This window comes from Pseudarthrobacter sp. NIBRBAC000502770 (genome assembly GCF_006517815.1).
In the GTDB taxonomy this organism is placed as follows: domain Bacteria; phylum Actinomycetota; class Actinomycetes; order Actinomycetales; family Micrococcaceae; genus Arthrobacter; species Arthrobacter niigatensis.
The window spans coordinates 832,683-858,111 of sequence record NZ_CP041198.1 but is presented as its reverse complement, the minus strand read 5'-3'; the positions used below and the strand labels follow the sequence as shown (position 1 = coordinate 858,111).

At 67.8% G+C, this 25,429-nt stretch carries 25 protein-coding genes, 2 tRNA genes and 2 pseudogenes; 10 read left to right on the top strand and 19 right to left on the bottom strand.

What is annotated here, in order from left to right; translation table 11 throughout:
* Window positions 1-15 precede the first annotated feature (15 nt).
* From NIBR502770_RS04225 to NIBR502770_RS04215, 3 genes are all read right to left on the bottom strand, one after another.
* Window positions 16-924 (bottom strand): DMT family transporter, encoded by a 909-nt coding sequence (locus NIBR502770_RS04225; protein WP_141161033.1) that lies wholly within the window; start codon window positions 922-924, stop codon window positions 16-18.
* On the bottom strand, window positions 924-1,547 hold the full coding sequence (locus NIBR502770_RS04220; RefSeq protein ID WP_141181134.1) for a CDP-alcohol phosphatidyltransferase family protein: 624 nt from the start codon (window positions 1,545-1,547) through the stop codon (window positions 924-926). Before NIBR502770_RS04220 ends, NIBR502770_RS04225 begins: the two co-directional genes overlap by 1 nt.
* Before the next feature lie 101 nt (window positions 1,548-1,648).
* Window positions 1,649-2,500 carry a phage holin family protein gene (locus NIBR502770_RS04215; protein ID WP_141181133.1) on the bottom strand — a complete coding sequence of 284 codons (852 nt, stop codon included), beginning with the start codon at window positions 2,498-2,500 and terminating at the stop codon, window positions 1,649-1,651.
* Between the two features lie 178 nt (window positions 2,501-2,678).
* On the opposite strand from NIBR502770_RS04215, the gene NIBR502770_RS04210 reads away from it, so the two are divergent.
* From NIBR502770_RS04210 to NIBR502770_RS04200, 3 genes are all read left to right on the top strand, one after another.
* Window positions 2,679-3,902, top strand: a complete 1,224-nt coding sequence (locus NIBR502770_RS04210; protein ID WP_141181132.1) for a multidrug effflux MFS transporter — start codon at window positions 2,679-2,681, stop codon at window positions 3,900-3,902.
* A gap of 58 nt (window positions 3,903-3,960) precedes the next feature.
* Complete coding sequence (locus tag NIBR502770_RS04205) at window positions 3,961-4,140, top strand: glycine zipper 2TM domain-containing protein (protein WP_141161037.1); 180 nt, start codon at window positions 3,961-3,963, stop codon at window positions 4,138-4,140.
* 79 nt (window positions 4,141-4,219) lie between these two features.
* On the top strand, window positions 4,220-4,627 hold the full coding sequence (locus NIBR502770_RS04200; RefSeq protein WP_141161038.1) for a hypothetical protein: 408 nt from the start codon (window positions 4,220-4,222) through the stop codon (window positions 4,625-4,627).
* Window positions 4,628-4,693: 66 nt separating this feature from the next.
* Here NIBR502770_RS04200 and NIBR502770_RS04195 read toward each other — a convergent pair.
* The 10 genes from NIBR502770_RS04195 to dusB all read right to left on the bottom strand — a co-directional run bounded on the left by NIBR502770_RS04195 (window position 4,694) and on the right by dusB (window position 13,101).
* Window positions 4,694-4,766, bottom strand: a tRNA-Asn gene (locus NIBR502770_RS04195).
* Between the two features lie 122 nt (window positions 4,767-4,888).
* Window positions 4,889-4,961, bottom strand: a tRNA-Asn gene (locus tag NIBR502770_RS04190).
* Window positions 4,962-5,055: 94 nt separating this feature from the next.
* A complete protein-coding gene (gene dnaG, locus NIBR502770_RS04185; RefSeq protein WP_141181131.1) occupies window positions 5,056-6,999 on the bottom strand; it encodes a DNA primase in 1,944 nt (647 codons plus the stop codon).
* 28 nt (window positions 7,000-7,027) lie between these two features.
* Window positions 7,028-7,288 (bottom strand): ferredoxin, encoded by a 261-nt coding sequence (locus NIBR502770_RS04180; protein ID WP_141181130.1) that lies wholly within the window; start codon window positions 7,286-7,288, stop codon window positions 7,028-7,030.
* Complete coding sequence (locus NIBR502770_RS04175; protein ID WP_246857393.1) at window positions 7,285-8,553, bottom strand: NADH-ubiquinone oxidoreductase-F iron-sulfur binding region domain-containing protein; 1,269 nt, start codon at window positions 8,551-8,553, stop codon at window positions 7,285-7,287. The genes NIBR502770_RS04180 and NIBR502770_RS04175 overlap by 4 nt, the downstream gene beginning before the upstream one ends.
* Window positions 8,550-9,107, bottom strand: a complete 558-nt coding sequence (locus NIBR502770_RS04170) for a ferric reductase-like transmembrane domain-containing protein (protein ID WP_246857391.1) — start codon at window positions 9,105-9,107, stop codon at window positions 8,550-8,552. The genes NIBR502770_RS04175 and NIBR502770_RS04170 overlap by 4 nt, the downstream gene beginning before the upstream one ends.
* Complete coding sequence (locus NIBR502770_RS04165; protein WP_141181128.1) at window positions 9,100-10,185, bottom strand: FAD:protein FMN transferase; 1,086 nt, start codon at window positions 10,183-10,185, stop codon at window positions 9,100-9,102. The genes NIBR502770_RS04170 and NIBR502770_RS04165 overlap by 8 nt, the downstream gene beginning before the upstream one ends.
* Window position 10,186: 1 nt before the next feature.
* On the bottom strand, window positions 10,187-10,498 hold the full coding sequence (locus tag NIBR502770_RS04160; protein ID WP_141181127.1) for a hypothetical protein: 312 nt from the start codon (window positions 10,496-10,498) through the stop codon (window positions 10,187-10,189).
* 112 nt (window positions 10,499-10,610) lie between these two features.
* Complete coding sequence (locus NIBR502770_RS04155; RefSeq protein ID WP_370871401.1) at window positions 10,611-11,930, bottom strand: deoxyguanosinetriphosphate triphosphohydrolase; 1,320 nt, start codon at window positions 11,928-11,930, stop codon at window positions 10,611-10,613.
* Window positions 11,923-13,101 carry a tRNA dihydrouridine synthase DusB gene (gene dusB, locus NIBR502770_RS04150; RefSeq protein WP_141181126.1) on the bottom strand — a complete coding sequence of 393 codons (1,179 nt, stop codon included), beginning with the start codon at window positions 13,099-13,101 and terminating at the stop codon, window positions 11,923-11,925. Before dusB ends, NIBR502770_RS04155 begins: the two co-directional genes overlap by 8 nt.
* A 133-nt stretch (window positions 13,102-13,234) precedes the next feature.
* On the opposite strand from dusB, the gene NIBR502770_RS04145 reads away from it, so the two are divergent.
* Window positions 13,235-14,455: a globin domain-containing protein gene (locus tag NIBR502770_RS04145; RefSeq protein ID WP_141181125.1), complete on the top strand. Its 1,221-nt coding sequence runs from the start codon at window positions 13,235-13,237 to the stop codon at window positions 14,453-14,455.
* Window positions 14,456-14,495: 40 nt separating this feature from the next.
* Here NIBR502770_RS04145 and NIBR502770_RS04140 read toward each other — a convergent pair whose 3' ends face one another.
* The gene (locus tag NIBR502770_RS04140) at window positions 14,496-15,968 is read right to left on the bottom strand and encodes a YibE/F family protein (RefSeq protein ID WP_141183309.1); all 1,473 of its coding nucleotides are present in this window, start codon (window positions 15,966-15,968) and stop codon (window positions 14,496-14,498) included.
* Between the two features lie 139 nt (window positions 15,969-16,107).
* On the opposite strand from NIBR502770_RS04140, the gene NIBR502770_RS04135 reads away from it, so the two are divergent.
* The 3 genes and pseudogenes from NIBR502770_RS04135 to NIBR502770_RS21770 all read left to right on the top strand — a co-directional run bounded on the left by NIBR502770_RS04135 (window position 16,108) and on the right by NIBR502770_RS21770 (window position 17,725).
* A complete protein-coding gene (locus NIBR502770_RS04135; protein WP_141181124.1) occupies window positions 16,108-16,890 on the top strand; it encodes an alpha/beta hydrolase in 783 nt (260 codons plus the stop codon).
* An 11-nt stretch (window positions 16,891-16,901) separates the two neighbouring features.
* A pseudogene (locus NIBR502770_RS21775) lies at window positions 16,902-17,350 on the top strand (1-acyl-sn-glycerol-3-phosphate acyltransferase); the annotation flags it as partial.
* Window positions 17,351-17,365: 15 nt separating this feature from the next.
* The gene (locus tag NIBR502770_RS21770) at window positions 17,366-17,725 is read left to right on the top strand and encodes a hypothetical protein (protein WP_371416521.1); all 360 of its coding nucleotides are present in this window, start codon (window positions 17,366-17,368) and stop codon (window positions 17,723-17,725) included.
* Between the two features lie 88 nt (window positions 17,726-17,813).
* Here the strand turns inward: NIBR502770_RS21770 and NIBR502770_RS04125 are convergent, their stop codons facing one another.
* The 3 genes from NIBR502770_RS04125 to NIBR502770_RS04115 form a co-directional block, all read right to left on the bottom strand.
* On the bottom strand, window positions 17,814-18,851 hold the full coding sequence (locus NIBR502770_RS04125) for a GNAT family N-acetyltransferase (RefSeq protein WP_141181123.1): 1,038 nt from the start codon (window positions 18,849-18,851) through the stop codon (window positions 17,814-17,816).
* A 2-nt stretch (window positions 18,852-18,853) separates the two neighbouring features.
* The gene (locus tag NIBR502770_RS04120; RefSeq protein WP_141161050.1) at window positions 18,854-20,239 is read right to left on the bottom strand and encodes a glycine--tRNA ligase; all 1,386 of its coding nucleotides are present in this window, start codon (window positions 20,237-20,239) and stop codon (window positions 18,854-18,856) included.
* Between the two features lie 130 nt (window positions 20,240-20,369).
* Window positions 20,370-21,359: a DMT family transporter gene (locus NIBR502770_RS04115; RefSeq protein WP_141181122.1), complete on the bottom strand. Its 990-nt coding sequence runs from the start codon at window positions 21,357-21,359 to the stop codon at window positions 20,370-20,372.
* 32 nt (window positions 21,360-21,391) lie between these two features.
* On the opposite strand from NIBR502770_RS04115, the gene NIBR502770_RS04110 reads away from it, so the two are divergent.
* Complete coding sequence (locus NIBR502770_RS04110; protein WP_141181121.1) at window positions 21,392-21,625, top strand: RNA-binding S4 domain-containing protein; 234 nt, start codon at window positions 21,392-21,394, stop codon at window positions 21,623-21,625.
* Between the two features lie 31 nt (window positions 21,626-21,656).
* Here the strand turns inward: NIBR502770_RS04110 and NIBR502770_RS04105 are convergent, their stop codons facing one another.
* Window positions 21,657-22,307 (bottom strand): alpha/beta hydrolase, encoded by a 651-nt coding sequence (locus NIBR502770_RS04105; RefSeq protein ID WP_141181120.1) that lies wholly within the window; start codon window positions 22,305-22,307, stop codon window positions 21,657-21,659.
* 77 nt (window positions 22,308-22,384) lie between these two features.
* Between NIBR502770_RS04105 and NIBR502770_RS04100 the strand changes: the two are divergent.
* Together NIBR502770_RS04100 and NIBR502770_RS04095 are read left to right on the top strand one after the other, a co-directional pair.
* Window positions 22,385-23,253 (top strand): annotated as a pseudogene (locus NIBR502770_RS04100) (SGNH/GDSL hydrolase family protein).
* A 48-nt stretch (window positions 23,254-23,301) separates the two neighbouring features.
* Window positions 23,302-23,859, top strand: a complete 558-nt coding sequence (locus NIBR502770_RS04095; protein WP_141181119.1) for a hypothetical protein — start codon at window positions 23,302-23,304, stop codon at window positions 23,857-23,859.
* Between the two features lie 82 nt (window positions 23,860-23,941).
* Here the strand turns inward: NIBR502770_RS04095 and NIBR502770_RS04090 are convergent, their stop codons facing one another.
* Window positions 23,942-25,426: a CoA-acylating methylmalonate-semialdehyde dehydrogenase gene (locus NIBR502770_RS04090; RefSeq protein ID WP_141181118.1), complete on the bottom strand. Its 1,485-nt coding sequence runs from the start codon at window positions 25,424-25,426 to the stop codon at window positions 23,942-23,944.
* Between the last annotated feature and the right edge of the window lie 3 nt (window positions 25,427-25,429).

The following is a 25,429-nucleotide window of genomic DNA, read 5'->3' as shown; positions in this document are numbered from 1 at the left end:
TGGACTGGAAATGAACTAGTGGGTGGGCCTTCCGGAAGCCTTCCGCGCGTCCTTCTTGCGCTTGGTGACTTCCGGGTGGTGCCGGGAAAGGGCGATGACTCCAACGATAGCAAGGCAGGCAGCCGTTCCCATTGCAATGGCCATGACCGCATGGACGTCGGGCCGCAGTTCACCCAGGATGATGATGCCGATGGCAATGCCCACCATGGGGTCAACCACCGTGAGTCCGGCGATCACCAGGTCCGGCGGCCCCGTGGAGTAGGCGCTCTGCACGAACCATGACCCCAGGCCGCCGGCCGCGATGATGGCCACCACGGAATACCACTGGACGTTCAGCAGGAAGAGCCCGTTCGGGTCCAAAAGGTGCTTGCCGATGATCCGGGTGAGCACCGCCACGAAACCGAACAGGATGCCGGCGCCGAGGATATAGATGAACGCGTTCATCCGGTGCCTGAACATCACGGCCAGCGTGCCGAACAGCCCCACCGCCAGGGCCAGGAGCAGCACGATGGTGAGCTCGTCTTCCGGGCTGACATGGTGGTTCTCCTGGGTCACGTTGACCGCCAGGAGGACGAACAGCGCGGACCCAGTGACGCACGCGGCGATGGAGACCGCCGTGGCACGGTTGATCGTCAGGTCCTGGTCCCTGGCGTTGACCACTGTGGTGATCACCAGGGCAATGGCACCAATGGGCTGGATCACGGTAAGCGGCGCGGAGACCAGGGCTACGGCATTCATGGCCATGCCGGTGCACAACAGCAGGAGCCCCAGCATCCACCGGGGGTTGCGCAGGAGGCGCAGGAAACCGTTCGAACTGAGGGCCAGGCCACCGGTGTCGGCCTTGACCGCGCTCCCCTGGCGCTGGGCACCCAGGGCAAGGCAGAAGGCGCCAAGCACCGCCAGGCCGACGGCAAGCCACACCATCAGCCGTTCCCGCCGTCGTGCTGTTGTTGTTCCCGGCCCTTGCGCAGCATGGCCCAAAAGTAGTTGTACGCGGCAATCCAGTGGCCGACCAGGCCCAGGCCCAGCACCACCCAGGCGGCGGTGAGGAGGGTGGCGGACATGACGGTATCCAGGCGGGATAGGAGCAGCAGGGGCGTGCCCAGCAGCAGCAGCCCGGTCCGCACCTTGCCCACCACGCTGACCGGGAGGTCCGGGTGTCCGTGGAAGAGGGAGAGCGTCAATACCAACAGGACGGCATCGGGAACCACGAGTGCCGCCAGGTAAAGCCAATGCACGACGCCGGCAATCACCAGGGTGAAGGCCACCGCCAGCAGGGCCAGGCGGTCGGCAATGGGGTCAAGGACACGGCCGAGCTTGGAGGCTTGGTCGAACCGGCGGGCGATGTAGCCGTCGATCCAGTCCGTCCCGGCCATGACAGCCAGGACAACCACCCCGGCCCCGTATTCCTTCTGGGCCAGCACAAGCCAGATGAAGAGCGGAACGCCCATGAACCGCACCACGGTGAGCAGGTTGGGGATGGTGGCCACGCGGTCATGGTCCACCTGGGGACGGCCGGGGCGGGCGCCTGCACCAATGAACTTCACCCGTCCCCTCTCCTTCCTGCTGCGCCGCGGCGCGGTCTTTCGGTTGTGCCCTTACAGACGGAAACAGCGTCCGCCGGAATCTTGCGTGGCGGAACGGGGACCTAGTTGGCGCGGAACAGCCTGCGCAGGAGGACCACCAGGACCGTGCCTGCCGCGACGAAGGCGGCCAGCGGCTTCCAGCGCCTGGACAGGTCGGCGGAGCCGGATACTGCCGCGAACCGCTGCCCCGCCGATTCCATGCCGTGCCGCGCCAGCACCTGGCCCTCGCGCGCCTTGACCTGGGCGGCGGCGAGCAGGTAGCGGGCCTGGGTCTTCACATCCAGCTCCGTACCGAGTTCGTCCCGGACCTCGGTGAGGTGGTGGCGGCGCTGGCTCAGGCGCCGCACCAAATCTGCTTCGGACGCGTGCGGGAATTCCTGCTCGTGCTGGGCGGCCTTGGCTTCCTTCTCCGCCTTTGCCTTGGCGGCTGCGTCGGCCTTGGCGGCCTTGGCAGCCTTGGCCTCGGGGCTCTCCGGGTCAAGGATGGCCGGGTTGAAGGCCGAGCCCTCGCGGGCCACCCCGATATCGTGCCTGATGCCGCGGATGGTCTCTTCCGGCATCAGCGGCATGGCCTTCTTGAACCTCGCGAGGCCAACCAGGCCGCCGATGAGGGCTATCAACAGGAAAGCGGCGGAGACCAGCAGGGCTGCCAGCCAGGCGGGCATGATGGTGGCCAGGCCCATGATGGCCGCAACGATCAGTCCAACCACCAGGAATGCGAGGAAGAGCAGCGCGACGGCGAAGAAGGCCGCAGCCACCCCCACCTGGATTCCCTTGCGCTTGAGTTCGATCTTGGCGAAGGCGATCTCGTCATTGAGCTGGCGGGGGGCCAACCGGAAAAGGAGTCTTGCCGTCCCGGGCAGCGCAGTGATACGCAATCCCGGGCTGGTACGCCCGCTGTGACGTCCGCTCATCGGTTCCGCCTTACTGGTTCATGGGTCGATACTGCATCCGTTGGGTGTGGAATGTGCAGCCGCACAGTCCACGCCACCAAAACTACCATTCAGGTTCAGGGCGAACTTGGGGGCTTGCCGGTGGGCGCGGCCTACAACGCTGCAAAAACCGGCATGCGCGGGCCTAGGATTGTTCTCCGTGACCAATCCCCCCAATCCGGGCGACCTGCTGAGCCGCCGCCGGAAGCTCCTGTACATCCTCCTGTTGGGCGCCCTGACCGCCCTTGGACCATTTACCATCGACCTCTACCTGCCCGCCTTTCCGGCGCTGGAGGCAAGCCTGGGGGTGACGGAGGCCCAGGTTCAGCTCACCCTGGCCGGCACCACGGTCGGATTCGCGTTCGGGCAGCTGGTGGTTGGCCCCTTCAGCGACAAGTTCGGCCGCCGTACCCCGCTGATCCTGGCCACGGCACTGCACATCGCGGCATCGCTGGGCGCCGCAGTATCCACGGACATCGCCACGCTGGGTATCTTCCGCGTGCTGATGGGGGTTGGCGCGGCCGGCGGCGGCGTGGTAGCCATGGCCATGGTCCGCGACCTGTTTTCCGGCTACGCCATGGTGCGCATGTTCTCCAGGATGTCCCTGGTCAACGGGCTGGCTCCCATCCTTGCCCCGGTCATCGGCTCACAGCTTCTGCTGGTGATGCCATGGCCGGGCATCTTCGTGTTCCTGGCAGCGTACGGAACCCTCGTGGTTGTCGCCGCGCTCCTCCTGGTGCGCGAAACGCTGCCTCCGGAAAAACGCGGGCGGACCGGCATGACAGCCCGGCAACGCTACAAAGCGCTGTTCAGCGACCGGATCTTCGTGGGGCTGCTGATGGTTGCGGGATTCAACTTCGGCGGACTGTTCACCTACCTTTCGGCCTCGCCATTCCTGTTCCAGGACGTCTTCGGGTTTTCAGCCCAGCAGTACGGCCTGCTGTTTGGCATCAACTCCCTGGGCATCGTGGCCGGCGTGCAGACCAGTGCGCGGCTCATCCGGATCGTCCCGCCGCAGTGGATCCTGGCCGGCGCCACGGCGTGGATGTTCCTGATGGCCCTGTTGATCGTGGTCTTTGACCGCGCCGGCCTGGGACTGTGGGGCGTCATGGTCCCGCTGTGGTTCTACATCCTGGGCACCGGTTTCATGTTCCCCTGCGTCCAGGTGCTCGCCCTGGCCGGACACGCGGCCCAGGCGGGAACGGCAGCGTCGCTGCTGGGTGCCGCTACGTTCCTGATGGCCGGGCTCATTTCCCCGGTGGTGGGCTGGCTCGGCATCACCAGCGCCGCGCCCATGGGCGGGGTGCAGGCAGCCTGCATCCTCCTGGCGGCCGCCGCACTGTGGCTGGTGGTCCGGCCGCGCACGGTACCCTCGATCCACTGAGCCAGGCCATCATCAGGGGCGCATGCCAGCCCCTTTGCCTCCAATCGAAAGGCAGCCCGTGAGCCGCAAGCCGCACCGTAACGGACGGGGACTGTTCCTCGGGGCGGTGCTCGGCGCCGTCGTCGGCTACTTCGCCGGCCGTCTCCTGGGAAACCCGGGCTGGGGCATCATCCTGGGGACGCTGGCAGGCGCCGCGCTCCTGTACCGGGTCAACCCGGGCTCCCGCCGGCGCCGCTGAATTCCCGGCACTGATTGTTATGGCCGGTCCGGTGCGGCATTCCCTGCCGTCCGGGTCCCTCCCGCGATAAAATGATGCCGTGCCCAACTGGCAGAACCAACCGCCACTTCCGGCCACATGGCAACGGTGCGACGCCCGGATCCTGCCACTGTGGTGGGAGCGGCTGTGTGCGCAGGCAGGCCAGCAGTCGGCGGCCCTGTACGCTGCGGGACTGTTCACCGAAGACCGGCGCCGGCCCATCGCCCAATGGTTCAATCCCGCCTTCAACGCGGCCTTGCTGGTGGCGCCGGAAACCTCCCCTGAATGGCCGGTGCAGCGCTTCGGAATCTTCTACGCTCCCCCGGACGCCGGCTTCGTGAGGATCCACTCCGCGCCGCACGAATGGAACCCCCGCGAGCCCCGGAAGTCGCCGACCGAGAAGGAAGCCTTCCAGGCGGCCATCGCCGAGGCCGAAAGGTTCCTGCAGGTGGAAATGGATTTCGTCTGACCACTGCAGCACCGCATGAGAAAATCCCCGCTCCTCCAACCGGAAGAACGGGGATTTTTCGTTGCGCTCCTCCTGCTGGACTTGAACCAGCAACCCTTCGATTAACAGTCGAATGCTCTGCCAATTGAGCTAAGGAGGAATGAAGCAGGTATGACATTAGCAAAGGATTCCGGCACAGGGAAATCGGCAGTTCCCCAGGCCCAAGCCGCCTTGCGGGGAAACAAAAATCCCCGTTCCGGAAGCCGGAACGGGGATTGGAAGCTCCTCCTGCTGGACTTGAACCAGCAACCCTTCGATTAACAGTCGAATGCTCTGCCAATTGAGCTAAGGAGGAATGAAGCGGGTACCAGCCTAGCAAACACCCGGCGGGGAAACGAAATCGGACCGCCGTGACTTGGCCCACCCCGGGTCCGCGGCCCGGGCCACCCCTACGCCTCGGCCCGCAGGGCCCGGCGTTCCATTTCCAGCATCATCAGTTCCCGGTTGAGCCGCTGGTAGGTTTCCGGCTCCGCCGCCGCGTCAAGGCGCTGCAACTGGCCCATTTTGTCAGCCTTGATCCGGGTGATCTGCAGTTCGAACAGCCGGGACAGAATGTCGCGGCAGTATTTCAGGACCGCTTCCTCAGTATGGGCCGGCAGGGGCACCACGGCGAGTTCCGACACCAGCGGCCGGAGGGGCTCTGGAACCTCGTGCATCACGTGTTCCACCCAGCGCACCGGATCAACGGTCAGGCCGGGACCCGTGGCACGCATGGCGTCGTGGACGGCCTGGAAGGCAGGTATGGCGAACCGGGCAGCGGCAAAGCGGTCCCACACCCCGCCCGCCAGCAGCGCAGGCTGCTGCAGCGCCACCTCCAGCGCCTGCCGCTCCATGGAGGCCACGGGATCGCGGGGGTCCGGCCGGTGGAAGGACGGGACAACGCCCGACGACGGCCCGGCAGCTACGCCCGGCGCCCCGGGCTGGGCGGGAGCCGGGCGGGAGGGACCGCCTGGCTGCGGCTGGCCCGGAACCGGGGACCGTCCCGGGTCGCCACGCTTTCCGGCGTTCTTCACTTCTGCGTTGACCATGCGCAGGACCTCGTTGGGGTCCGGCATGCCGAGCCAGCCGGTCAACGCCTGGCAGTAACCCGTCCGGGTGGAGGCATCCCGGATGGCGGCCACCACCGGCACGGAAGCCTTGAGGCCCTGCACGCGGCCCTCAACGGTATCGAGGTTGAACTGCTTCAAGGTGCTGCGGATGGCGAATTCGAACAGCGGCCGGCGGGACTGGATCAGGGCGTGCACCGCGTCATCCCCGCGGCTGAGGCGCAGGTCGCAGGGATCGGCGCCTGTGGGTTCCACGGCCACGTAGGTCTGGGCGGTGAAGCGCTGGTCTTCTTCGAAGGCCCGCAGGGCGGCCTTCTGCCCGGCGGCGTCGCCGTCGAAGGTGAACACCACTTCTCCCCCGGTGCCGTCGTCGGACAAAAGCCGGCGGGCGATCTTGATGTGTTCGGTGCCGAACGCCGTGCCGCAGGTGGCCACCGCCGTCGTGATCCCGGCGAGGTGGCACGCCATGACGTCCGTGTAGCCCTCCACCACCACCAACTGCCGGTCCTTGGCAATGCTGCGTTTGGCGAGGTCGATGCCGTAGAGGACCTGTGACTTCTTGTAGAGGGTGGTCTCCGGGGTGTTGAGGTACTTGGGGCCTTGGTCGTCCTCATACAGCTTGCGCGCGCCGAAGCCGATGGTGTCGCCGGCCATGTCCTTGATGGGCCAGATGAGGCGGCCGCGGAAACGGTCGTAGATGCCCCGGTTTCCTTCGCTGAACATGCCGGTCAGCTTGAGCTCGGCGTCGGTGAAGCCGCGGCCGCGGAGGTGCTTCAGCAGCGCATCCCACCCTTGGGGTGCGTAACCGCAGCCAAAGTGTTCCGCGGCGGCCCGGTCGAAGCCGCGGCCAAACAGGAAGTTGCGGGCCGTGGCGGCGCCGGGGGTGAGCATTTGGGCCCGGAAGAATTCGTCCGCGATCTTATGTGCGTCCAGCAGCCGCTGGCGGCGGCCCACTTCCTCACGGTTGGGGCCGGTGCCGCCGTCCTCGTAGCGCAACTCGTAGCCGATCCGGGACGCAAGTTTCTCCACGGCTTCCTGGAAGGAGCTGTGGTCCTGCTTCTGGACGAAGGCGATGACGTCGCCATCCTCGCCGCAGCCGAAGCAGTGGTAGCGGCCTACCTGGGGACGGACGGTGAAGGACGGCGAGCGCTCGTCGTGGAAGGGGCACAGGCCCTTGAAGGTTCCCAGCCCCGCACCCTTGAGCGTGACGTAGCCGTCAACCACTTCCTTGATGTCCGTGCGCTGGCGTACTTCGTCAATATCTTCACGTTTAATCAGCCCAGCCACACAGCAATCTTAGTGTCACCGCCCGGCTTCACGTCCCCGGCGCCCCATTCTGTGGTTCCGGAGCCTTTCCCTCCAGCAGGCTCAGCGCCAGCTTGGGGCACAGGATGACGGCCTCCTGCGCGGCTTCCCGGTCGGCATCACGCAGCGGAACATCTGTCCGGTCCCGGCCCACCTTCCCCCGTGCCACCGGGTACCCCCAGTCATCCCGGTCCAGTACGCCGGGAAGCAGCTCGACACACAGGCCGCGGCCGTCGCAGCTGGTCCAGTCGATGTGCAGGTGGGTTTTCATGCCGCTGCCCCTCCCGGGCCCGTGCAGTAGCCGGAAAGGTGGGCGCGGAAGTCGCCGGCGAAGACCTCCAGGGCGCTGCTGACCAGGCCGGCGGTCCCCTCCGGGTGCCGGCATGCGCCACGTCCCGAAACCAGCTTCCCCAGCCGTTCAAGCTCGGAAGCAAGCCGGTGATTGGTTTCCCCGCCGGCGATCCGGTTCAGGATGGACGCCATGGCCGGCAGCCCGAACATGCAGGGTCCGCATTGCCGGGCGGATTGGTCGGCCAGGTAGCCCACGATCCTGGCAGTGGCCTGGATGCCGCACGCCTGCAGGTCCAGGGCATGGATCACGCCTGCTCCCGGCCGGACGGTCCGGCCGGGCAGCCCCGCTGGAGAGAGCGCGTGCGCGGCGGGCCGCACCCACCGCCCGTGATAGCCACCCACCAGGACGGCGGACAGGGCAGCAGGATCCATCCCCGCCTCCTGGAGGACCGCCGAAAGTTGTGCACCGCCGGGCACTTCCAGCACCACGTCCGGTACCGGGGCAGGGCCGGAAACGGACACGAGCCGGGTGCCGGGGTCAGCCGGTGTCCCCGCCTGGCGGAACCACGGCGCTCCGTAACGGGCAATCAGGGCAACCTGGGCAAGGGTTTCGACGTTGACCACCAGCGTGGGCCGGCCGTTGAGGCCGGATTCGCTGAGGCGGCGCCGCTGGTCCGTGGGGATGGCGCTGCCGTTGGCAATCATGTTGACGACGGCGCTCGACTCACCGGAGATGAAGGTTTCGGGAGCCTGGACCATGCGGATCCGCTTGCCCCGGGGACGTTCGCCGACGGCCTGTTCCACGCGGGGAAGACTGGCCGCCGGCGCGTACATGTACATGCTTGCGCCGCCCAGTGCCCCGGCCAGGGCAACAAGCCCGTCGATGACCAGGTGGGGTGCATGGGCCAGGAGGGTCCGGTCCTTGGAGCTCAGGGGTTCGCCTTCTGCACCGTTCGCAATCACCACCGGCCTGGCCGCAAACATGCCTTTCCTTCCGGACCCTGCAGCGGCACTGGCTTTGCGCCAGGTTTCGAACGCGGCGCCGCCCCGCCCGGTGAGCCCGGCTGCGGCAAGCGTGTCCAGCAGCCCGGGTCCGGCAGCCTGCGCTTCCCAGGGCCCAAACGCCTCAAGATGCTGGGACCAGCCTGCGCCTGGGCCTGCGGCCAGGAGCCGCGGCTGCTGCCGCAGGCTGTCCTGTTCCGCGTGGAGCGGCACCGGCTGGTGGGTGTCATGGGGGTGGGTCACAGGACGCGTCCTTGCCTGGCATGGGAGGTTTCGAGGAAGGAAGGGCTCAGGCGCCACAGCAGGGCCGCCGCTACGGCGACCGCTGACGCGACGGCCAGCAGGAGGAACCATCCGCTGGAGACGTCGGTGCCGTTGCCGAGGGCGTGCGCCATGGCGACCGGCCAGACGCCGTAGCTGAGCCAGTGCACGGCCTTGAAGCTGCGCTGCCCGATCCGGTGCCGCAGCAGGCCCGTCACCACCACCGCGAGGACGAGGTCCAGTGCCACCGTCCCCAGTCCCTGCCAAAACGGCTGGTACGAGCCCAGGAACGGGACGACGACGTCCACCGGGTTCAGCTTGGCAAACGAGTCCAGGAGCAGGGATCCCACGTGCAGGCCCAGGAACACCGTGGCGAGCAGCGCTATGTTCCGGTGCAGGAGGCTGATGGAGAACCGGGGCAGCACCAGCAGCGGGCGGCCGGACCTGTTGAGGATCCCCAGCAGCACGGACGCGGTGAATAGTGCCAGGGACACGAAGCCGCTGACCCGCCCGAACGCCCACATTGCCTCATCCACGGCGGCCACCCCCGGCATGGGAGCTTCCGCCGGCGGCCAGGGAAGGGCTGCCGTTGTCGGCAGGCCAGTCCCCGGTGGTGACCACCCTGCCCCGGCCGTCCACCAGGCGGGCAGCAATGCCTTCGGCCCGGAACCAGTCCACGGCAGCGAAGCCGCGGACGACTGCCGCCGTGCTGAACGCATTCGCTTCCAGGCAGGTGGGGGCGGCAACGGTCACCGACCGCCAGACCGGCTCGGCCGGCAGGCCAAAACGGGGGTCAAGGATGTGGTGCACCTCGGTCCCCTGGTGCTTCCAGCGGCGCTTTTGCGTACTGGATGTGGCCAGGGCAAAGCCCGGGGCCAGGGAGACCTGCTGGCAGGGGTCGGCAGGAAGGTCCTGCACCATGACCTGCCACTGGCCGGGCCCGCTGTCCGCCCGCGGCCCCGGGCCTGCGCTGGCCAGGTCGCCGCCCAGGCTGATGAGCACCCCGCAACCCAGTGCCTGGTGCACGGCGGCAGCGGCGAGGTCGGCTGAGACTGCCTTTGCTGTTGCTCCCAGGTCCAGCCGGAGGCCGGCCGGGAGGGTCAGGGTCGAGGCGTCGAGGTTCAGGCGGGTCCAGCCGGGTGCCCGCGGTACCGAAGGCCGCCGGGGAGGTGCTGGCTGCAGCGGCACCGGGATGCTGGTGAGCCCGGGCCTCTGCCATTCCGGGCCATGGCCCAAGGCGGCCAGCTCAGCTCCGAGGGTGGGGTCCACATCGCCGCCGGTGAGCCGGGCCGCGTCCAGTGCGCGCTCGAGCAGAAGCCGGAACAGGGGGCTGACGCCTACGCCCTGCGACATCCGGGACTGGCCCATCATCAGTTCGGAGTCTTCCCGGAAGCGGCTGCAGGCGAGGTCGATTGCCGCTACAACGCCGCGGACGGCCTCTTCGGCGGCGGCGAGCAGTTCGGGATCGGTGACGGTGACCGATGCCTCAAGTTCCCAGACAGTCCAGCTGGCCCGTGCAGTGTTGTCCGGCGACGCAGTGTTGCCCGCATGCGAAGTATGTTCGGCGGTCCAGGTGCCGGCTGCGCCGGGAGCGGCCCTGCCGGAGCCTGCCATGTCAGGACCCCGATGACCGGCCGTGGACAGTACTGCCGCTTCCCGGCTGGACCGGCGTGGTGCCGCCGGAACTGCCGTAGGTTTTCGACCGGCGTGAGGTGTTGTTCTTGGTGGTCCCGCGGTTATCGTCGTCAGACTTGGGCGTGCTTGACTGTGTGGCGTTGGTGTCCGTGACGGGAGTGGTCCTGGCGATCACGGAGGGCGTTGCGGCGTAGACGGCGGATGCCGCGACCCCGGCGGCGGCGAAGCTGCCAACGCCCACGGCCGCGGTGATCCCGGTGGCAAGGCGCTTGCCCCTGCTGCGAGTACTCATGACCAGCTCCCGTTCTAGCGGCCTGTCTTTCCTCCCATGGTGCGCCTCCTTCCTGTGAAGATGCTTTAAGGAAGCTGTTGATCGTTGGGAAGTCCGGCCGCACCAGGGCTGGTCACCAGAGCGAGGGCAGGCTTCCCACCAGGCGCTCGTACATGGCCAGCGCGGAGCCGTCCGTCAGGGACGCCACCTGGTCGATGACGACGCGCAGGCGCGCGCCGTCGTCGTCCGCCGCCCGCCAGTCTGCCGCGAACATCGGCTCCAGGTGCCGGTCTCCCGTAGCGCTGAGGGCGGTGACCAGGGCGTGGAGCACTTCCCGCTGCCGCTCGTAGATGGGCTGCCGGTGCTCGGTGGTCATCACGAACGTGGTGGCCAGGCCCTTCATCACCGCGATTTCCATGACGGTTTCGTCGGGAACCATGAGTTCGGCGTTATAGCGCGTAAGGTTTTCCGGCCCGTAGACGGCACGGGTGGTTTCCAGGGCGCTCTGGCAGAACCGGCCAATCAGCTGGCTGGTCATGTTCTTCAGCGCCGCCATGGATTTACGGCTGCCATCGGCCTCCCGCACCCAGACGTCCGTGGCCTCCAGCCGGGCCAGTGCGGCATCGATGGCCGCGGGGTCGTTGTGCGGCAGGTACCACTGCTTGGCGTAGCCCACCACGCGGGCGCGGTGGTCCGGGTTGTCCATCCAGCGCAGCTGGAAGTGGCCGGCAACAATCGCGTCCTCCACGTCGTGCACCGAGTATGAGATGTCGTCCGCGAGGTCCATGACCTGGGCTTCCAGGCAGCTCCGGCGTTCGGGGGCGCCTTCGCGGAGCCAGGTGAAGATGGGGAGGTCGTCCTCGTAGGCTCCGAACTTGCTGGTCCGCTGGCCGTGGATCACCGGCGCTTCCAGGGCTGACCAGGGGTATTTCGACGCCGCGTCAAGGCTTGCGCGGGTGAGGTTCAGGCCCGCGGGCCGGCCGTCAGCCGTGAGCACCTTGGGCTCGAGCCGGGTGAGCAGGCGGAGGGTCTGGGCGTTGCCCTCGAAGCCGCCGATGGCATGTGCCACCTCGTTCAACGCCGACTCGCCGTTGTGGCCGAAGGGCGGGTGGCCCAGGTCATGGCTGAGGCAGGCCGTGTCCACCACGTCCGGGTCGCAGCCCAGGGCCCGGCCCAGTTCGCGGCCCACCTGCGCCACTTCCAGGCTGTGCGTAAGGCGGGTGCGCACGAAGTCGTCCGTGTCCGGGGCCACTACCTGGGTTTTCGCGCCCAGCCGGCGCAGCGCGGACGAATGCAGCACCCTTGCCCTGTCCCGTTCGAAGTCGGAGCGGTACGTGTTCTTGGGCGGCTCCTCCACCCAGCGGGCGGAATCGTGCGTGTCGTAACCGGGCAGCGCCAGGGCCGCGGTGGGGGTTCCCGCGGGCCGGTGCCCGGCAACCGAAGCTTCAGCCACCGGAAACGTCCAGTTCTGCTGCCGCAATGTCCTTGGACTGGTCCTCGTTGAGTGCCCGGGAGTCCAGCCAGTCCTTGGGCAGGGCCGGCCTTTTCGGGGAGCCGGCGCGGCCGCGGGGGCCTTCGGCGTCAACCCCGGGGTAGGGCGAGTCCAGGTCCAGTTCGGCCAGAGTGTCCCGGAGTACGTCCAGGCTGGTCACCAGGGCAAGCCGCGTGCGCAGTTCCCCGCCCACCACGTAGCCCTTGAAGTACCAGGCAATGTGCTTGCGGATCTCACGCAGCGCCTTACCTTCGTCGCCGAAGGTTTCCACCATGAGCTCGGCGTGGCGGTACACGCCTTCGGCCACCTGGCGCAGGTTGGGCCGGTGCCGGACGTCGCTGCCTTCGAACGCGGCCTGCAGGTCACCGAAGAGCCACGGCCGGCCCTGGCAGCCGCGGCCCACCACCACGCCGTCCACGCCGGTTTCGCGAACCATCCGGACGGCGTCCTCGGCGGACCAGATATCGCCGTTGCCCAGCACCGGAATGTCGGGCAGCGCCTCGCGGAGCCGGGCGATGGCGGACCAGTCGGCCTTGCCGGAATAGAACTGGGCGGCCGTCCGGCCGTGGAGTGCGACGGCGGCGACACCGGAGTCGCGCGCGATGCGGCCGGCGTCGAGGTACGTCAGGTGGTCATCGTCGATGCCCTTGCGCATTTTGATGGTCAGCGGAACGTTGCCCTTGGAGGCTTCCTTGACGGCGGTCTGCACGATCGAGGTGAAGAGATCGATCTTCCAGGGGAGTGCCGAGCCGCCGCCGCGCCGGGTCACCTTGGGGACAGGGCAGCCGAAGTTGAGGTCGATGTGGTCGGCCCGGTCTTCCTCCACGAGCATCCGCACGGCAGCGCCGACCGTGCCGGGGTCCACGCCGTAGAGCTGGACGGACCGCACTTTCTCGTCGTCGTCATGCGAAATGATGCGGAGGGATTCGGGGGTCCGCTCCACCAGCGCACGGGAGGTGACCATCTCCGCCACATACATGCCGCCGCCGTATTCACGGCAGAGCCTGCGGAAGGCGGAGTTGGTGATGCCGGCCATGGGGGCGAGGATCACCGGGGTGTCCACCGTGATGGGTCCCAGCTTCAGGGGCGGGAGTTCCAGCTTGGGGGCGGGAGGAGTTGCAGCAACAGTCACCTGTCCATTGTTGCAAAGCCGGGCAAATCGGTGCTTCCGGCCAGTGCCAAAGTACCTGACCCCCCGTTCCGGCCCGCTGTTAGCGTGGCGCGGGGACGGACCACCAGCCAGGACGCTTCAAGGAGACATACCCATGCTGTCAGAGACCTCATATCCCGTCATCCAGGCCACCCTTCCCGTGGTGGGCGAACACACCCAGGAAATCGCGTCCCGTTTCTACAAGCACATGTTCGGCGAACATCCCGAGCTGCTCAACGGCCTGTTCAACCGCGGCAACCAGGCAGATGGCCGGCAGCAACAGGCGCTGGCCGGTTCGGTTGCCGCTTTCGCCGGCTTCCTGGTCAACGACCCCACCCACCTGCCGGACCATCTGCTGTCCCGCATTTCGCACAAGCACGTCTCCCTGGGCCTGAGTCCTGAGCAATACCAGGTGGTCCACGACAACCTGATGTGGGCCATCGTGGATGTCCTGGGCGACGCCGTGACACCTGAGGTGGCCGCGGCCTGGGACGAGGTCTACTGGCTCATGGCCAACATGCTCATCAACAAGGAACGCGGGCTGTACGACGCCGTCCGGCTCAGCCCGGAAACTGTCTGGCGCACATGGCGTGTGGCCGAAAAGATCCAGGAAACCGATGACGTTGTCAGTTTCGTGGTGGAGCGGACCGACGAGCGCGAAGTCAAGCCATCGCTGCCGGGACAGTACGTCACCCTCCGGATGCAGATGCCCGACGGCGTCCTGCAGCCCCGCCAGTACAGCCTGACCCAGGCAGACGACGGCCAGCACCGGCGCTTCGCCGTCAAGCGGGTGCGCGCGGAGGGGGCGCCGGACGGCGAAATGTCCAACCTCCTGCACGACCACGTCAACGTTGGCGACGAGGTCACCCTCTCCGCCCCCTTCGGCGACGTCGTCCTGGAATACACGGACCGGCCCCTGGTGCTGGCGAGCGCGGGAATCGGCATCACGCCCATGGCCGGCATGCTGTCCCACCTGGTCAAGTCCGGCTCCCAGCGGAAGGTCCTGTTCCTGCATGCGGCCGACTCCCCGGCCTCCTTTGCCCTGCGGAACCAGGTGACGGCCGACCTTGCAGCGCTGGCTGACGCCTCCCTCACGTCGTGGTTCCTGGAGCCGGCCGGTGAAGGCTCCTCCGCGGACAGCGACGCCGGTACGGTGCACCCGGGTTTCATGAACGTCAAGGACATCTCGTTGCCGTCCGACGCCGAGTATTACCTTTGCGGTCCCGTGCCCTTCATGCAGGCCGTACGGTCCGCCCTGGTGGGGGCAGGTGTCCGGGCGAAGGACATCCAGTACGAAGTCTTCGGACCGGACCTCTGGCTGGCCGACTACCAGTAGCCGCCTCCAGCGAACGCCGGTCCAGCCCCTGGTCCGCAGGTCAGCCGCGGTCCGCCCGCCGGCCCCGGCGGGTGGCGGGTACTTCCGGAGGCACCGGTGCGTCGGTGTGCACGGCGGCGGGTTCGACGGCGGCGCGCCGGCTGCGTTCCTCAAGCACGGCCGCGGCGAGCGCCCCGGTGTCCGCGACGTCGTCCGCGTGGCTGTGCCCGTCGTCGTGCTTTCCGTCCCCTGGCCCGGCGACGGGCGGATGGACTCCGCCTGCCGGGACGGGACCCGGCACCGGAACCCCGGTGGCCTTCACCACCAGCACGGCGATCAGCGTGGTGACCGGAATGGCCAGGACCAGCCCGATGGAACCCACCAGCGTCCGGATCACCTCCTCGGAGAGTTCGGCGCTGGTGAGCGTGTCCAGCAGGGGCCGGTCGTAGAGCATGACGATGATCAGGATGGGCAGCGCGGCGCCCGCGTAGGCGAACGCGATGGTGTACACCGTGGATGCGATGTGGTCGCGGCCGATCCTCATGGCGGAAGTGAACAGCTTCCGGGCGCTGCTGGCCGGTGCAAGCTCGTAAAGCTCCCACACGGCTGAGGACTGGGTGATGGTGACATCGTTGAGGACGCCCAGGCCGGAAATGATGAGCCCGCAGAGGATCACGCCGGAGATGGAGATGTTGGACGACGTGTTCACCAGGGTGGCGGCGTCGTGGCTCCCGACGCCGGCCAGGTTGGCCGCATCCGTAGCCCAAGCTGCGAGCAGGGCGGTGATGGCCAGTCCAAAGACCGTGCCCAGGAGCGCCGTGGACGTGCGCGCGGAGAACCCGTGGGCGAAGTACAGCACCCCGATCATGATCACGGTGGATCCCACCAGGGCCAACAACAGCGGCGGTTTGCCCTCCACCAGGCCCGGGAGCAGGAAGTTCGCGAGCACGAAGTATGCCCCCACCAGCCCGATCAGGGCCCGGAGTCCGCGCCACCTGGCGACGGCGATGACCACCACGGCGTACAGCACGGCGAGCAGGATGATGGGAAGGGTCCGGACGAAGTCCACGAAGATGTACGCCGGCGATCCCTGCGATCCGCCGGCGCCCTGGGCGTTGGACAGGTTCAGGTAGCGGATCTGGTCTCCGGGCTTGACACCGTGCGATGAGGCCACATCCGGGTTGATGACCACTTTGACCGGGCTGCCGCCCTTGTCGGGCTCGGTGTAGGCGAAGGTGCAGTCCGAGCCTTTGACCGGTGGCTGCTGCGCGCCTTGCTGGCTGCCCCCTTGCTGGCCGGGCGCCTGTTGGGCCGGCCCTTGCTGGGTACTCCCCTGCATGCAGTTCCCGGTCACCACGTTCTGGATGGTGCCGGTATCGAAGGTGACGCCAGGGGCGGTGGAGTACGGGTTGGCGAGCGAAACCCCTTCCTTGCTGCCGGATGGCCATAGCGCCGCCATTCCGGCCAGGGTCAGCAGTGCCAGCGGTATGAGCACGGCGGCCAGGATCCGGTTCGCCTTGCTGCGGGCAGCCATCGCCTGGGGCGTCGGCTCCGAATGATCCAAGGAAGCGTGGGAGTGACCGGCGCCCATCAGCAGTACAACCTCATGGTTGAACTCTACGTGCGGCGCCATAGGGTTTATAAATGGACCATCGGATGGGGAGGAACCTGGCATGGACAACCGTGGTGGGCATGGGGGCGGCAGAAACGGAGCACCCGACAAGGGCGGTGTACAGGCTGGGCAGGTGCCGCGCGTTTCCGCCCATCGGCCGGTCCTGAGCGTCCTTGAAGCATCCGGCAACACCCGGGGCGTGGTCCTGGTCCTGCATGGCGGCAAGGCCCACAGCCGGGATCCGGTGGAGGCCCGGCACCTTAGCCCGGCCAGGATGGTCCCTTTCGCCAGGGACCTGCACCGTGCCGGCCGGAAGCATGGGCTGGCGGTGTGGTCCCTGCGCAACAGCGTCCGCGGCTGGAACGGCTCCGACATGTCCCCGCTCCAGGATGCCCGCTGGGCGCTGCAGCAGATTGCGGACCGCCACCCGGGCGTTCCCGTGTTCCTGCTGGGCCACTCCATGGGCGGGCTGACCGCCGTGTGCGCGGCGGACCACCCACAGGTGGAGGCCGTGGTGGCACTGGCACCATGGCTGAGCCCCGAAACCCCTGCCTACCGGGTCGCCGGCCGGAAGGTGCTGATCATCCATGGCACCACCGACCATATGACCAGCCCCTCGCAGTCGCTGGCCTTTGCCCGCCGGGCGTCCGCGGACGCGGCGAGCATGCAGTACGTCTCGCTCAAGGGCGTGGGGCACTTCATGCTCCGGAAAGTCCGCGTGTGGCACACCCTGGCCACCGGGTTTGTCATCAAATCCTTCGCCGAAAGCACGGGCGCCGGCGTCCAGCCGTCCCGTGCGTTCGTGGAGCTGCTGCCCGAGTCCGCCGTACACGTCACCCTGTAGGGACCGGTCCTGTGACGTGGCGTCCCCCGCCCAACGACCGCTTCTACCGGCTGATCGTCCGCACGGGGCAGTTCCTCCGCTGGGCCCTCCAGCTGGACCTCCGAGCCACGGGCGTGGAGCACCTGCCCCCTCCCGGGCCGCGGACGGGGCCATCCCGGCAGCCGGTCCGCGGGAAAGGGGCCGTTTTCGCCGTGACACACTTCGGCTATGTGGATTTTGCCGTGCTGGAACTGCTCCTGTGGCGCCATGCACGCGCCCAGTTGCGGTTCCTGGTTCACCAGGGCGCAGCGGACCACTGGCTGGCCGGCCCGGCCATCAGCGCCAGCGGCCACGTGGTGGTGGGATATACGGGCCGCGCAGACGCTTACGCGGCTGCCGTTGCCAGGCTGCGGGAAGGCGAATACCTGGCTGTTTTCCCCGAGGCGGGGTCAGCAGGAGCTTCACGGTCCGCGAATGCCGCACGGGTGCTGTCCGGATGGCGGCGGAGGCGGGGGTTCCGGTCATCCCGGTATCCATCTGGGGCGCCCACCGCATCCTGACCCGGGGGCACGGCTTTTCCTTCCGCCGCAGCTGGCGGGCGCCGGTCCGGGTCCACGTGGACGCGCCGGTGGTGCTTCCGGCCGGCGTTGACGTTGAGGCGGCAACGGAAGCTTTGCGCGGCACCCTGCAGGCGGGGATCGACCGCTGCATCGCCGGCTTTCCGCTCCGGCCGGGGCCTGGAGCCTGGTGGATGCCGGCGCGGCTGGGTGGTGGTGCGCCCACGGATGCCGAGCGGCAACTGCTGGACGCTGCCGACGCCGCCGCGGGCCGCCGTCGGGCTCCCCGCACCAGGTAGCATCGCAGCCCAAGCAGGTAGCGCCAGGTGCCGTTTTGAGGGGTCAAAACGGCACCTGGCGCTACCCGGCTGGGAAGCGGGAGCGCGCTTAGTCGGAGACCACCAGGGTCTCGGCGCCGGCCAGGCGGGCCTTGCCGCCTGCCAGGAGGGGTTCGACGGCGGCGCGCAGCGCGGCCATCGAGTCGTCCAGTTCCAGCATGACGGGGTGCTGGTAGGCGATCAGCGCAAGCATGTCCCGGACGGCCTCGGCCGCGTCGTCGGCAGCAAGCGAGGGCTCGTGCCCGACGAAAACGTCCGTGGGAGTGTCCGGTCCCGTGCCCACTTCCGTTTGCGGTGCGTCGTCAGGGCCGGCAGGGGCGGCGTAGCTGACGGCGAACGCCCGGATGCGGCCCTTCTTGCTGGGTGCCACGCCCTGGCCGAACGCCGATTCCGGCTGGGCCCGGAGCACGATGGCGCCGTGGGCTCCGGTGAGCTCATCCAGGAAGAGCTTCTGCACCTGGCCCACGGACAGAACACCAGGAGAGTCCCAGCCGTGGATGGAGGTGTAGTACCGGCCCACCACGTCCGTCAGCTCCACCGAGCCGGTAGCCAGGTCCATGACGATGTCGGAACCGGCGTTTTCACCATCGATGGGGCGGCCGCCGTGGTCCTTGTCCGGGAAGACAGGCAGCCGGAGGGCTCCGGGCTCCACGATAACCAGCCGGGAGCGCTGGATGGGTGCCAGCCCGGCCGCTTTGGCGAATGCGGCCCCGGGCGTGCCCGGTTCCACTTTGGCGCGGAGCTTGGTAACGCCCGACGGCGCGTGTCCGGCTTCGCGGCGCAGCATGGCCAGGAGGGTGGCTCCGATGCCGTTGCGGCGGTGGTCCCTGGCGACTTCAATGTAGGCCCAGAGGCGTTCCGGGTGCAGGGACGCTTCATAGACGACGCCGGCCGCGACCGGGATGCCGACGCCGTCAACGACGTCCTCGGCGACGATGCAGCGCCGCCACGGCGTGCCGTTCCCTCCGTTGGAGGATACGGCCAGGGCGCCACGGAACTGGCGGGCCTGGGCAGTCTCGGGGCCGCCCCAGATTTCCAGCAGCGCGAGGTCGTCGCCATCCCGCCATTCACGGTATTCGATGGCCACGCTCAGGCGCCGATCAACCGTGCCGCCAGGTAGCCTTCCACCTTGTCCAGGGAGACGCGTTCCTGGCTCATGGTGTCCCGCTCGCGGATGGTGACGGCCTGGTCCTCGAGGGTGTCAAAGTCCACCGTGATGCAGAACGGGGTGCCGATCTCGTCCTGGCGGCGGTAGCGGCGGCCGATTGCGCCGGCGTCGTCGAAGTCGATGTTCCAGTTCTTCCGCAGCTGCGCGCCCAGGGCCTTGGCCTTCGGGGACAGGTCCTCGTTGCGGCTCAGAGGCAGCACGGCGGCCTTGACCGGGGCCAGGCGCGGGTCCAGCTTCAAGACCGTGCGCACGTCCACGCCGCCCTTGGCGTTGGGGGCCTCGTCTTCGGTGTAGGCGTCCACCAGGAACGCCATGAAGGACCGGGTCAGGCCGGCCGCGGGCTCGATCACGTAGGGGGTGTAGCGCTCGTTGGTGGCCTGGTTGAAGTAGCTCAGGTCCGTGCCGGAGGCCTTGGCGTGGGTGGAGAGGTCAAAGTCGGTGCGGTTGGCGATGCCTTCCAGCTCACCCCACTCGGAACCCTGGAAGCCGAACCGGTACTCGATGTCCGTGGTGCCCTTGGAGTAGTGGCTGAGCTTCTCTTTGGGGTGCTCGAAGAAGCGCAGGTTCTCCTCGCGGATGCCCAGGCCCGTGTACCAGGCCATGCGCTCCTTCATCCAGTACTGGTGCCACTCTTCGTCCGTGCCGGGCTCGACGAAGAATTCCATTTCCATCTGCTCGAACTCGCGGGTCCGGAAGATGAAGTTTCCGGGCGTGATCTCGTTGCGGAAAGACTTGCCGATCTGGCCGATGCCGAACGGCGGCTTCTTCCGCGAGGTGGTGAGCACGTTGTTGAAGTTCACGAAGATGCCCTGCGCGGTTTCGGGCCGCAGGTAGTGCAGGCCTTCCTCGCTGGCCACCGGTCCCAGGTAGGTCTTGAGCAGGCCGGAGAACTCCTGCGGCTCGGTCCACTGGCCCCGGGTGCCGCAGTTGGCGCAGGCGATGTCCTTCAGGCCGTTCTCGGCGGGGCGGCCCTTCTTTTCCTCGTATTCTTCCTCGAGGTGGTCAGCGCGGTAGCGCTTGTGGCAGGAGAGGCACTCCACCAGCGGATCGGAGAAGACTTCCACGTGGCCGGATGCTTCCCATACCTGGCGGGGCAGGATCACCGAGGAGTCCAGGCCCACCACGTCCTCGCGGCCGCGGACCATGGACTGCCACCACTGGCGCTTGATGTTTTCCTTGAGTTCGGCTCCGAGGGGCCCGTAGTCCCAGGCAGAGCGCGAACCTCCGTAGATCTCACCGGCCTGGAACACGAAGCCCCTCCGTTTGGAAAGGGAAATGACCTGGTCGAGGACGGATTTTGCTGCCATGGGGTAACTCCAATTTCTACAGGGCCGCTGGGTGCGGTCCGCGGGTTGTCAGGCCCCGGCTGCCATGTGCCTGCGGCACAGCGGCAACGGGTCGGGGCGGATGAAGGAAGATCAGGGGAAAGCTTGTGTCCTAGCGTACCGGCCGCTGCCTGCGAAGCGCGCCCCGGGGCCAGGGCAGGGTGGCCAGGATGATCGCGCCGAGCGTGAGCAGCGTTCCCAGGACGGTGGCCGGCGCGACGACGGTTCCCGGGGCGGGCAGGGCAAGGTCCAGGGCCAGCGAGCCAAGCAATTGGCCCGCGATCATTCCCAGGCCGGTGACCAGTACGCCCAGGCTGCGGACCAGCAGGGCGCCCAGCCCAATGAAGATGCAGCCCATGGGGCCGCCCAGGTAGTACCACCACTCCCCCGGCAGCGGGTTGCCGGGGCCGGCCACGGCGAGCTTAACGGCGAAGGCGGCCCACAGCACGATGCAGCCGGCCACGAAGTTCACCAGGGTGGCGGCAATGGGAGTGCCGTAGTGGAGCGTGGCGGTACCGTTCATGGCCTGCTGGAAGCTCATGAGGAATCCCGCCGCCACAGGCAGTATGAGGGGAAGCAGCAACCCGGACGCCCCGTCCCCGGAACCGCCGCTGCTGAACCTCGGCGAAACCGCCCAGGCCACGGCGGCGATGGTCAGGACGCAGCCGACGATCCGGATGGCGGTGACCGACTTCTTTCCGGCCGGCCCTATGCCCAGCCGGTCCACCACGAGGCCGCTGACGGTCTGCCCGGTGACGGTGGCCACGGTGAACAGCGCCACGCCGAGGATGCCGACGGTGAAGGACTGGGCAAAGACGAACAGGGCTCCAATGGCGCCGGCCACCACATAGATGCGGGGAAACGCGCGGCTGCGGACGGCCGGGATGATGGCCGCCAGGCCCGCCCGGCCCCGTGGCAACACCAGGGAAATGAGGATCATGACCAGCAGGCCTGTGCTGAAACTCACGGCCGCGGCGGCAATTCCGTCATTCAGGCGCGCCCCCAGGGCGCCGTTGATGCGGCCCTGGACGGGGATGGCCAGGCCTGAACCTACGGCCAGGGGCAGGCCCGCCAGTGCCGGCAGGCGGGAAGGGGAGGTCATTGAATCAACCTTAGTTCAGGCATTATTGCTCTATGAGCAACCCCATTGAGGACGTCCCCATCCGCGACACCATGATCCGGCTCGGCCAGCTGCTGAAGTTGGCCAATCTCGTCGAGGACGGGGTGGAGGCGGCGGAGCTCATCAAAAACGGGCTGGTCAAGGTCAACGGCGAGATCGATGACCGCCGGGGCCGGCAGCTGCACAACGGGGACACTGTCGACGTCAATGGCCAGACCATACGGGTCGTGGCACCCACGGCGGACTAAGCGCCCGGCCGCCGCGCCGCCGTCGTCCGTTCTACTTGTTCAGCACCTCATGCGTGAGGAACTCCCCCACGTGCCCAATCTCCTGCTGGTTGATGCCGTGCCACATGCCCGAGTATAGGACCTTGGTGAGCTTGACGTGCCTGCGCACCCAGCCCATGGTGAACTCGATCTTGTCCTGGGTGATCACGGGGTCCTGCTGGTCCCGTCCCCAGAACATGGGCACGGTGCCGTCCAGTTCGTCGTCCCTGAAGCTGGGGTCTCCGGCGGCGTCCACCACGAACCCTGAGAGTCCGACGACGGCGGCGAAGTCCGTGGGCCGCTGGCGCAGGAGCGTGGTGGCCATGGCCATGCCCATGGAGAAACCCAGCAGGGTGACGGACGGGTGCCCGGCGCGGATGCTGTCGATCCACTCCAGCACATACGCGGACGCCTTCTTGACCCGTTCCAGCGAGTACTCGATCGAGGCCGTCAGCGGGAACCAGGTGAAGCCGGGGCCCATGGCTATGGGCGCCCGCAGCGACGCGACGGCGAAGTCCCCGGGCAGCATGTCGGCCAGGCTGAGCAGGTCCTGCTCATTGGCTCCGTAGCCGTGGAGGAGCACCAGCAGCGGCTTGCCGGCGCGCTGGTCTTCCGGATGGGACCACAGGACAACGGGGGCAGGAAATACTTCGGCGTCAGTCATGGTTTCCATTCTTACAGTTACCCGAAAGTAACAACCTACGTTCGCGTAGGCAGCGGAGCGGAAGGCAGGATAGGACCGTGACTGATGCAAGTGCCGTTTCCACTACTCCTTCGCCCGCCGGTTCCCATCCCTGGACCCGGTACGTGGCGCTGGGCGATTCCTTCACCGAGGGCATCGGCGACCCCGAACCCTCAAGCCCCGGTGGCCACCGCGGCTGGGCCGACCGCGTTGCGGAGGAATTGGGCCGCACCCAGCCGGACTTCGCCTACGCCAACCTTGCCGTCCGCGGCAGGCTGCTGCAGCAGATCGTGGATCAGCAGCTGGCACCCGCCCTTGACCTGAAGCCTGACCTGGTCACCTTGTCCGCGGGCGGGAACGACCTCATCCGCCCTGGCGGGGACCCGGACGCGCTGGCCGAGAAACTGGATTCCGTGGTCCAGATCCTTTCCACGGGCGGCGCCACGGTGGTCCTGTTCAACGGGCCGGACACGGGGTCGTCGGTGCTGGGCAGGATCCGCAGCAAGGTGGCCATCTACAACGAAAACCTGCGGACGGTGGCGGCCCGGCACGACGCCGTCATTGCCGACATGTGGTCCCTGCGGCAGTTGAGCGACCCGCAGATGTGGGACCAGGACAGGCTGCACTTCTCCCCCTGGGCCACCACACCATCGCGGCCATGGTGCTGGACGCGCTCAACGTGGAGCACTCCTTGAAACCCCTGCAGCCTATGCCGCTGCCGCCCCGGACCTGGCGCGAGGCAAGGAGCGGCGACCTGGTATGGGCGCGGGAATACTTCGTGCCATGGGTGCTGCGCCGCCTGCGCCACCAGTCCTCCGGCGACGGCATCACGGCAAAACGTCCGACGCCGGGTCCCGTCTTTGGACCGGGCGTTCCGATGGGTTCGGGCGAGGGTCCGCTGGGAACCTCCGAACCCAGCCGCCGGTAAGGCTGCCGGGGTTACGCTGGAAGGACAACACTCGAGAGGCGCGGCACCGTGAGCAGCTTGTTTTTCTGGATTATCATCCTGTCCTTCGTTGTCCCCATGGCCATGCGGGCGTACCGGCGCTCCATGGCCCGGCGGGACCGGGACCAGGGCCTGCCGGGCCAGTTCCCCGGTCCGAACCAGTTACCTGGCTACGGCCAGTTCCCTGGCTCCGCCGGGCCGCAGAGCAACCAGCCGCGTGACGGCTACACCCAGCAGGATTACTTCTCCGGCGGCTTCCGCCAGCCCGGCCAGCCGCAGGGCCCCATTGGCGGCCAGCAGCTGCCGCCCTACCAGTACGGGCAGCCGCCCATGGCGGACCCCCGTTACGACGCTCCGTCGCAGGAATTCGGGCAGGAACCCCCGTTCCAGCAGCAGCCCCAGCAACCGCCTTACGGGCAGCAGCCTTATGGACACGAGCCCTCCTCCGGACCGGCTGCACCGCCGCCGCCGGCAGCTCCCCAGGGGTACCGGGCGCGGAAGCTCGCTGAACTGGACCAGCAGTACAGCAACGGTGAGCTGTCCATGGAGGAGTACATGAAGCGCCGTGGCGACATCATGAACGGCTAGCAACACCTGCACACAACAGGCCGGGGACCGAATGACGGTCCCCGGCCTGTTGTTGCTTGGTCGTCGCGCTCAGTGCACCTGGCTAGTCCACCTGCGGGAAGCCAAGGTCGATCACAGAGGTGGACGGGTCCGGCCAGCGGGTGGTGACTACCTTGCCGCGGGTGTAGAACCGGATGCTGTCGGGCCCGTACATGTGGGTGTCGCCGAACAGTGAGTTCTTCCAGCCGCCGAACGAGAACGTACCCACCGGGACCGGGATGGGGACGTTGACGCCCACCATGCCTGCCTCGACGTCGAACTCGAACTGCCGTGCCGCCCCGCCGTCGCGGGTGAAGATGGCCGTGCCGTTGCCGAACTGGTTGTCATTGACCAGCTGTACCGCGTCGCTGTAGGTGTCCACGCGGACCACCGACAGGACCGGGCCGAAGATCTCGTCGTCGTAGACCTTCATGCCCGGCTTGACGTGGTCCACCAGGCTGACGCCGATGAAGAACCCGTCGGAGTCGAACTGCTGGGAGCTGCCGTCCACCACCACGGTGGCACCTTCGCCTTCGGCTCCCGTGACGTAGGACGCCACCCGGTCCCGGTGTTCCGCGGTGATCAGGGGACCCATCTGGGAAGCGGGATCGGTGCCGGCACCGATCTTCAGGTCTGCCATGCGGCTGGAGATCGCCTTGACCAGGTCATCGGCAATGTGTCCGACGGCCACCAGGACGCTGACGGCCATGCAGCGTTCGCCGGCGGAACCATAGGCGGCGGAAACCGCAGCGTCGGCGGCCATGTCCAGGTCGGCGTCGGGAAGCACCACCATGTGGTTCTTCGCGCCGCCCAGGGCCTGCACCCGCTTGCCGTGCTCGGCAGCCCGTTTGTAGATGGACTGGGCCACGGGGGTGGAGCCGACGAAGCTGACTGCCTTCACCTCAGGGTGCTCCAGCAGGACGTCGACGGCTTCCTTGTCCCCCTGGACCACGTTCAGGACGCCGGCCGGCAGTCCCGCCTCGGCGAAGGCTTCGGCGATGAAGACGGCGGCGGACGGATCCTTCTCGCTGGGCTTCAGCAACACCGTGTTGCCGCACGCCAGCGCGCTGCCGATCATCCACAGCGGCACCATGGCCGGGAAGTTGAACGGAGTAATGCACGCCACCACGCCAACGGGCTGGCGGACGGAGTGGACGTCGATGCCGCTGGAGACCTGCTCCGAGCGTTCGCCTTTGAGCATGTGGGACAAGCCCGTGGCGAAGTCGATGTTTTCCAAGCCGCGGGCAATTTCACCTTCGGCGTCGGAGAGGACCTTGCCGTGCTCGCTGGTGAGGATCGCAGCGAGTTCCGATTTGCGCTGGGTCAGGATTTCGCGGACCTTGAAGAAGATGGTGGTGCGCCTGGCCAGACTGGTGGCGCGCCATTCCGGCAGCGCGGCGCGGGCTGCCGCGATGGCCTCCTCTGTCCGGGCTGCGGAGGCGAGCGCCACCTGCTTTTCCTGCCGGCCGGTGGCGGGGTTGAAGACCGGGCCGAAACGGTCGGCATCGGTGACGCGGGTGCCGTTGATGTAGTGCGGGATGGTTTCCAAGGG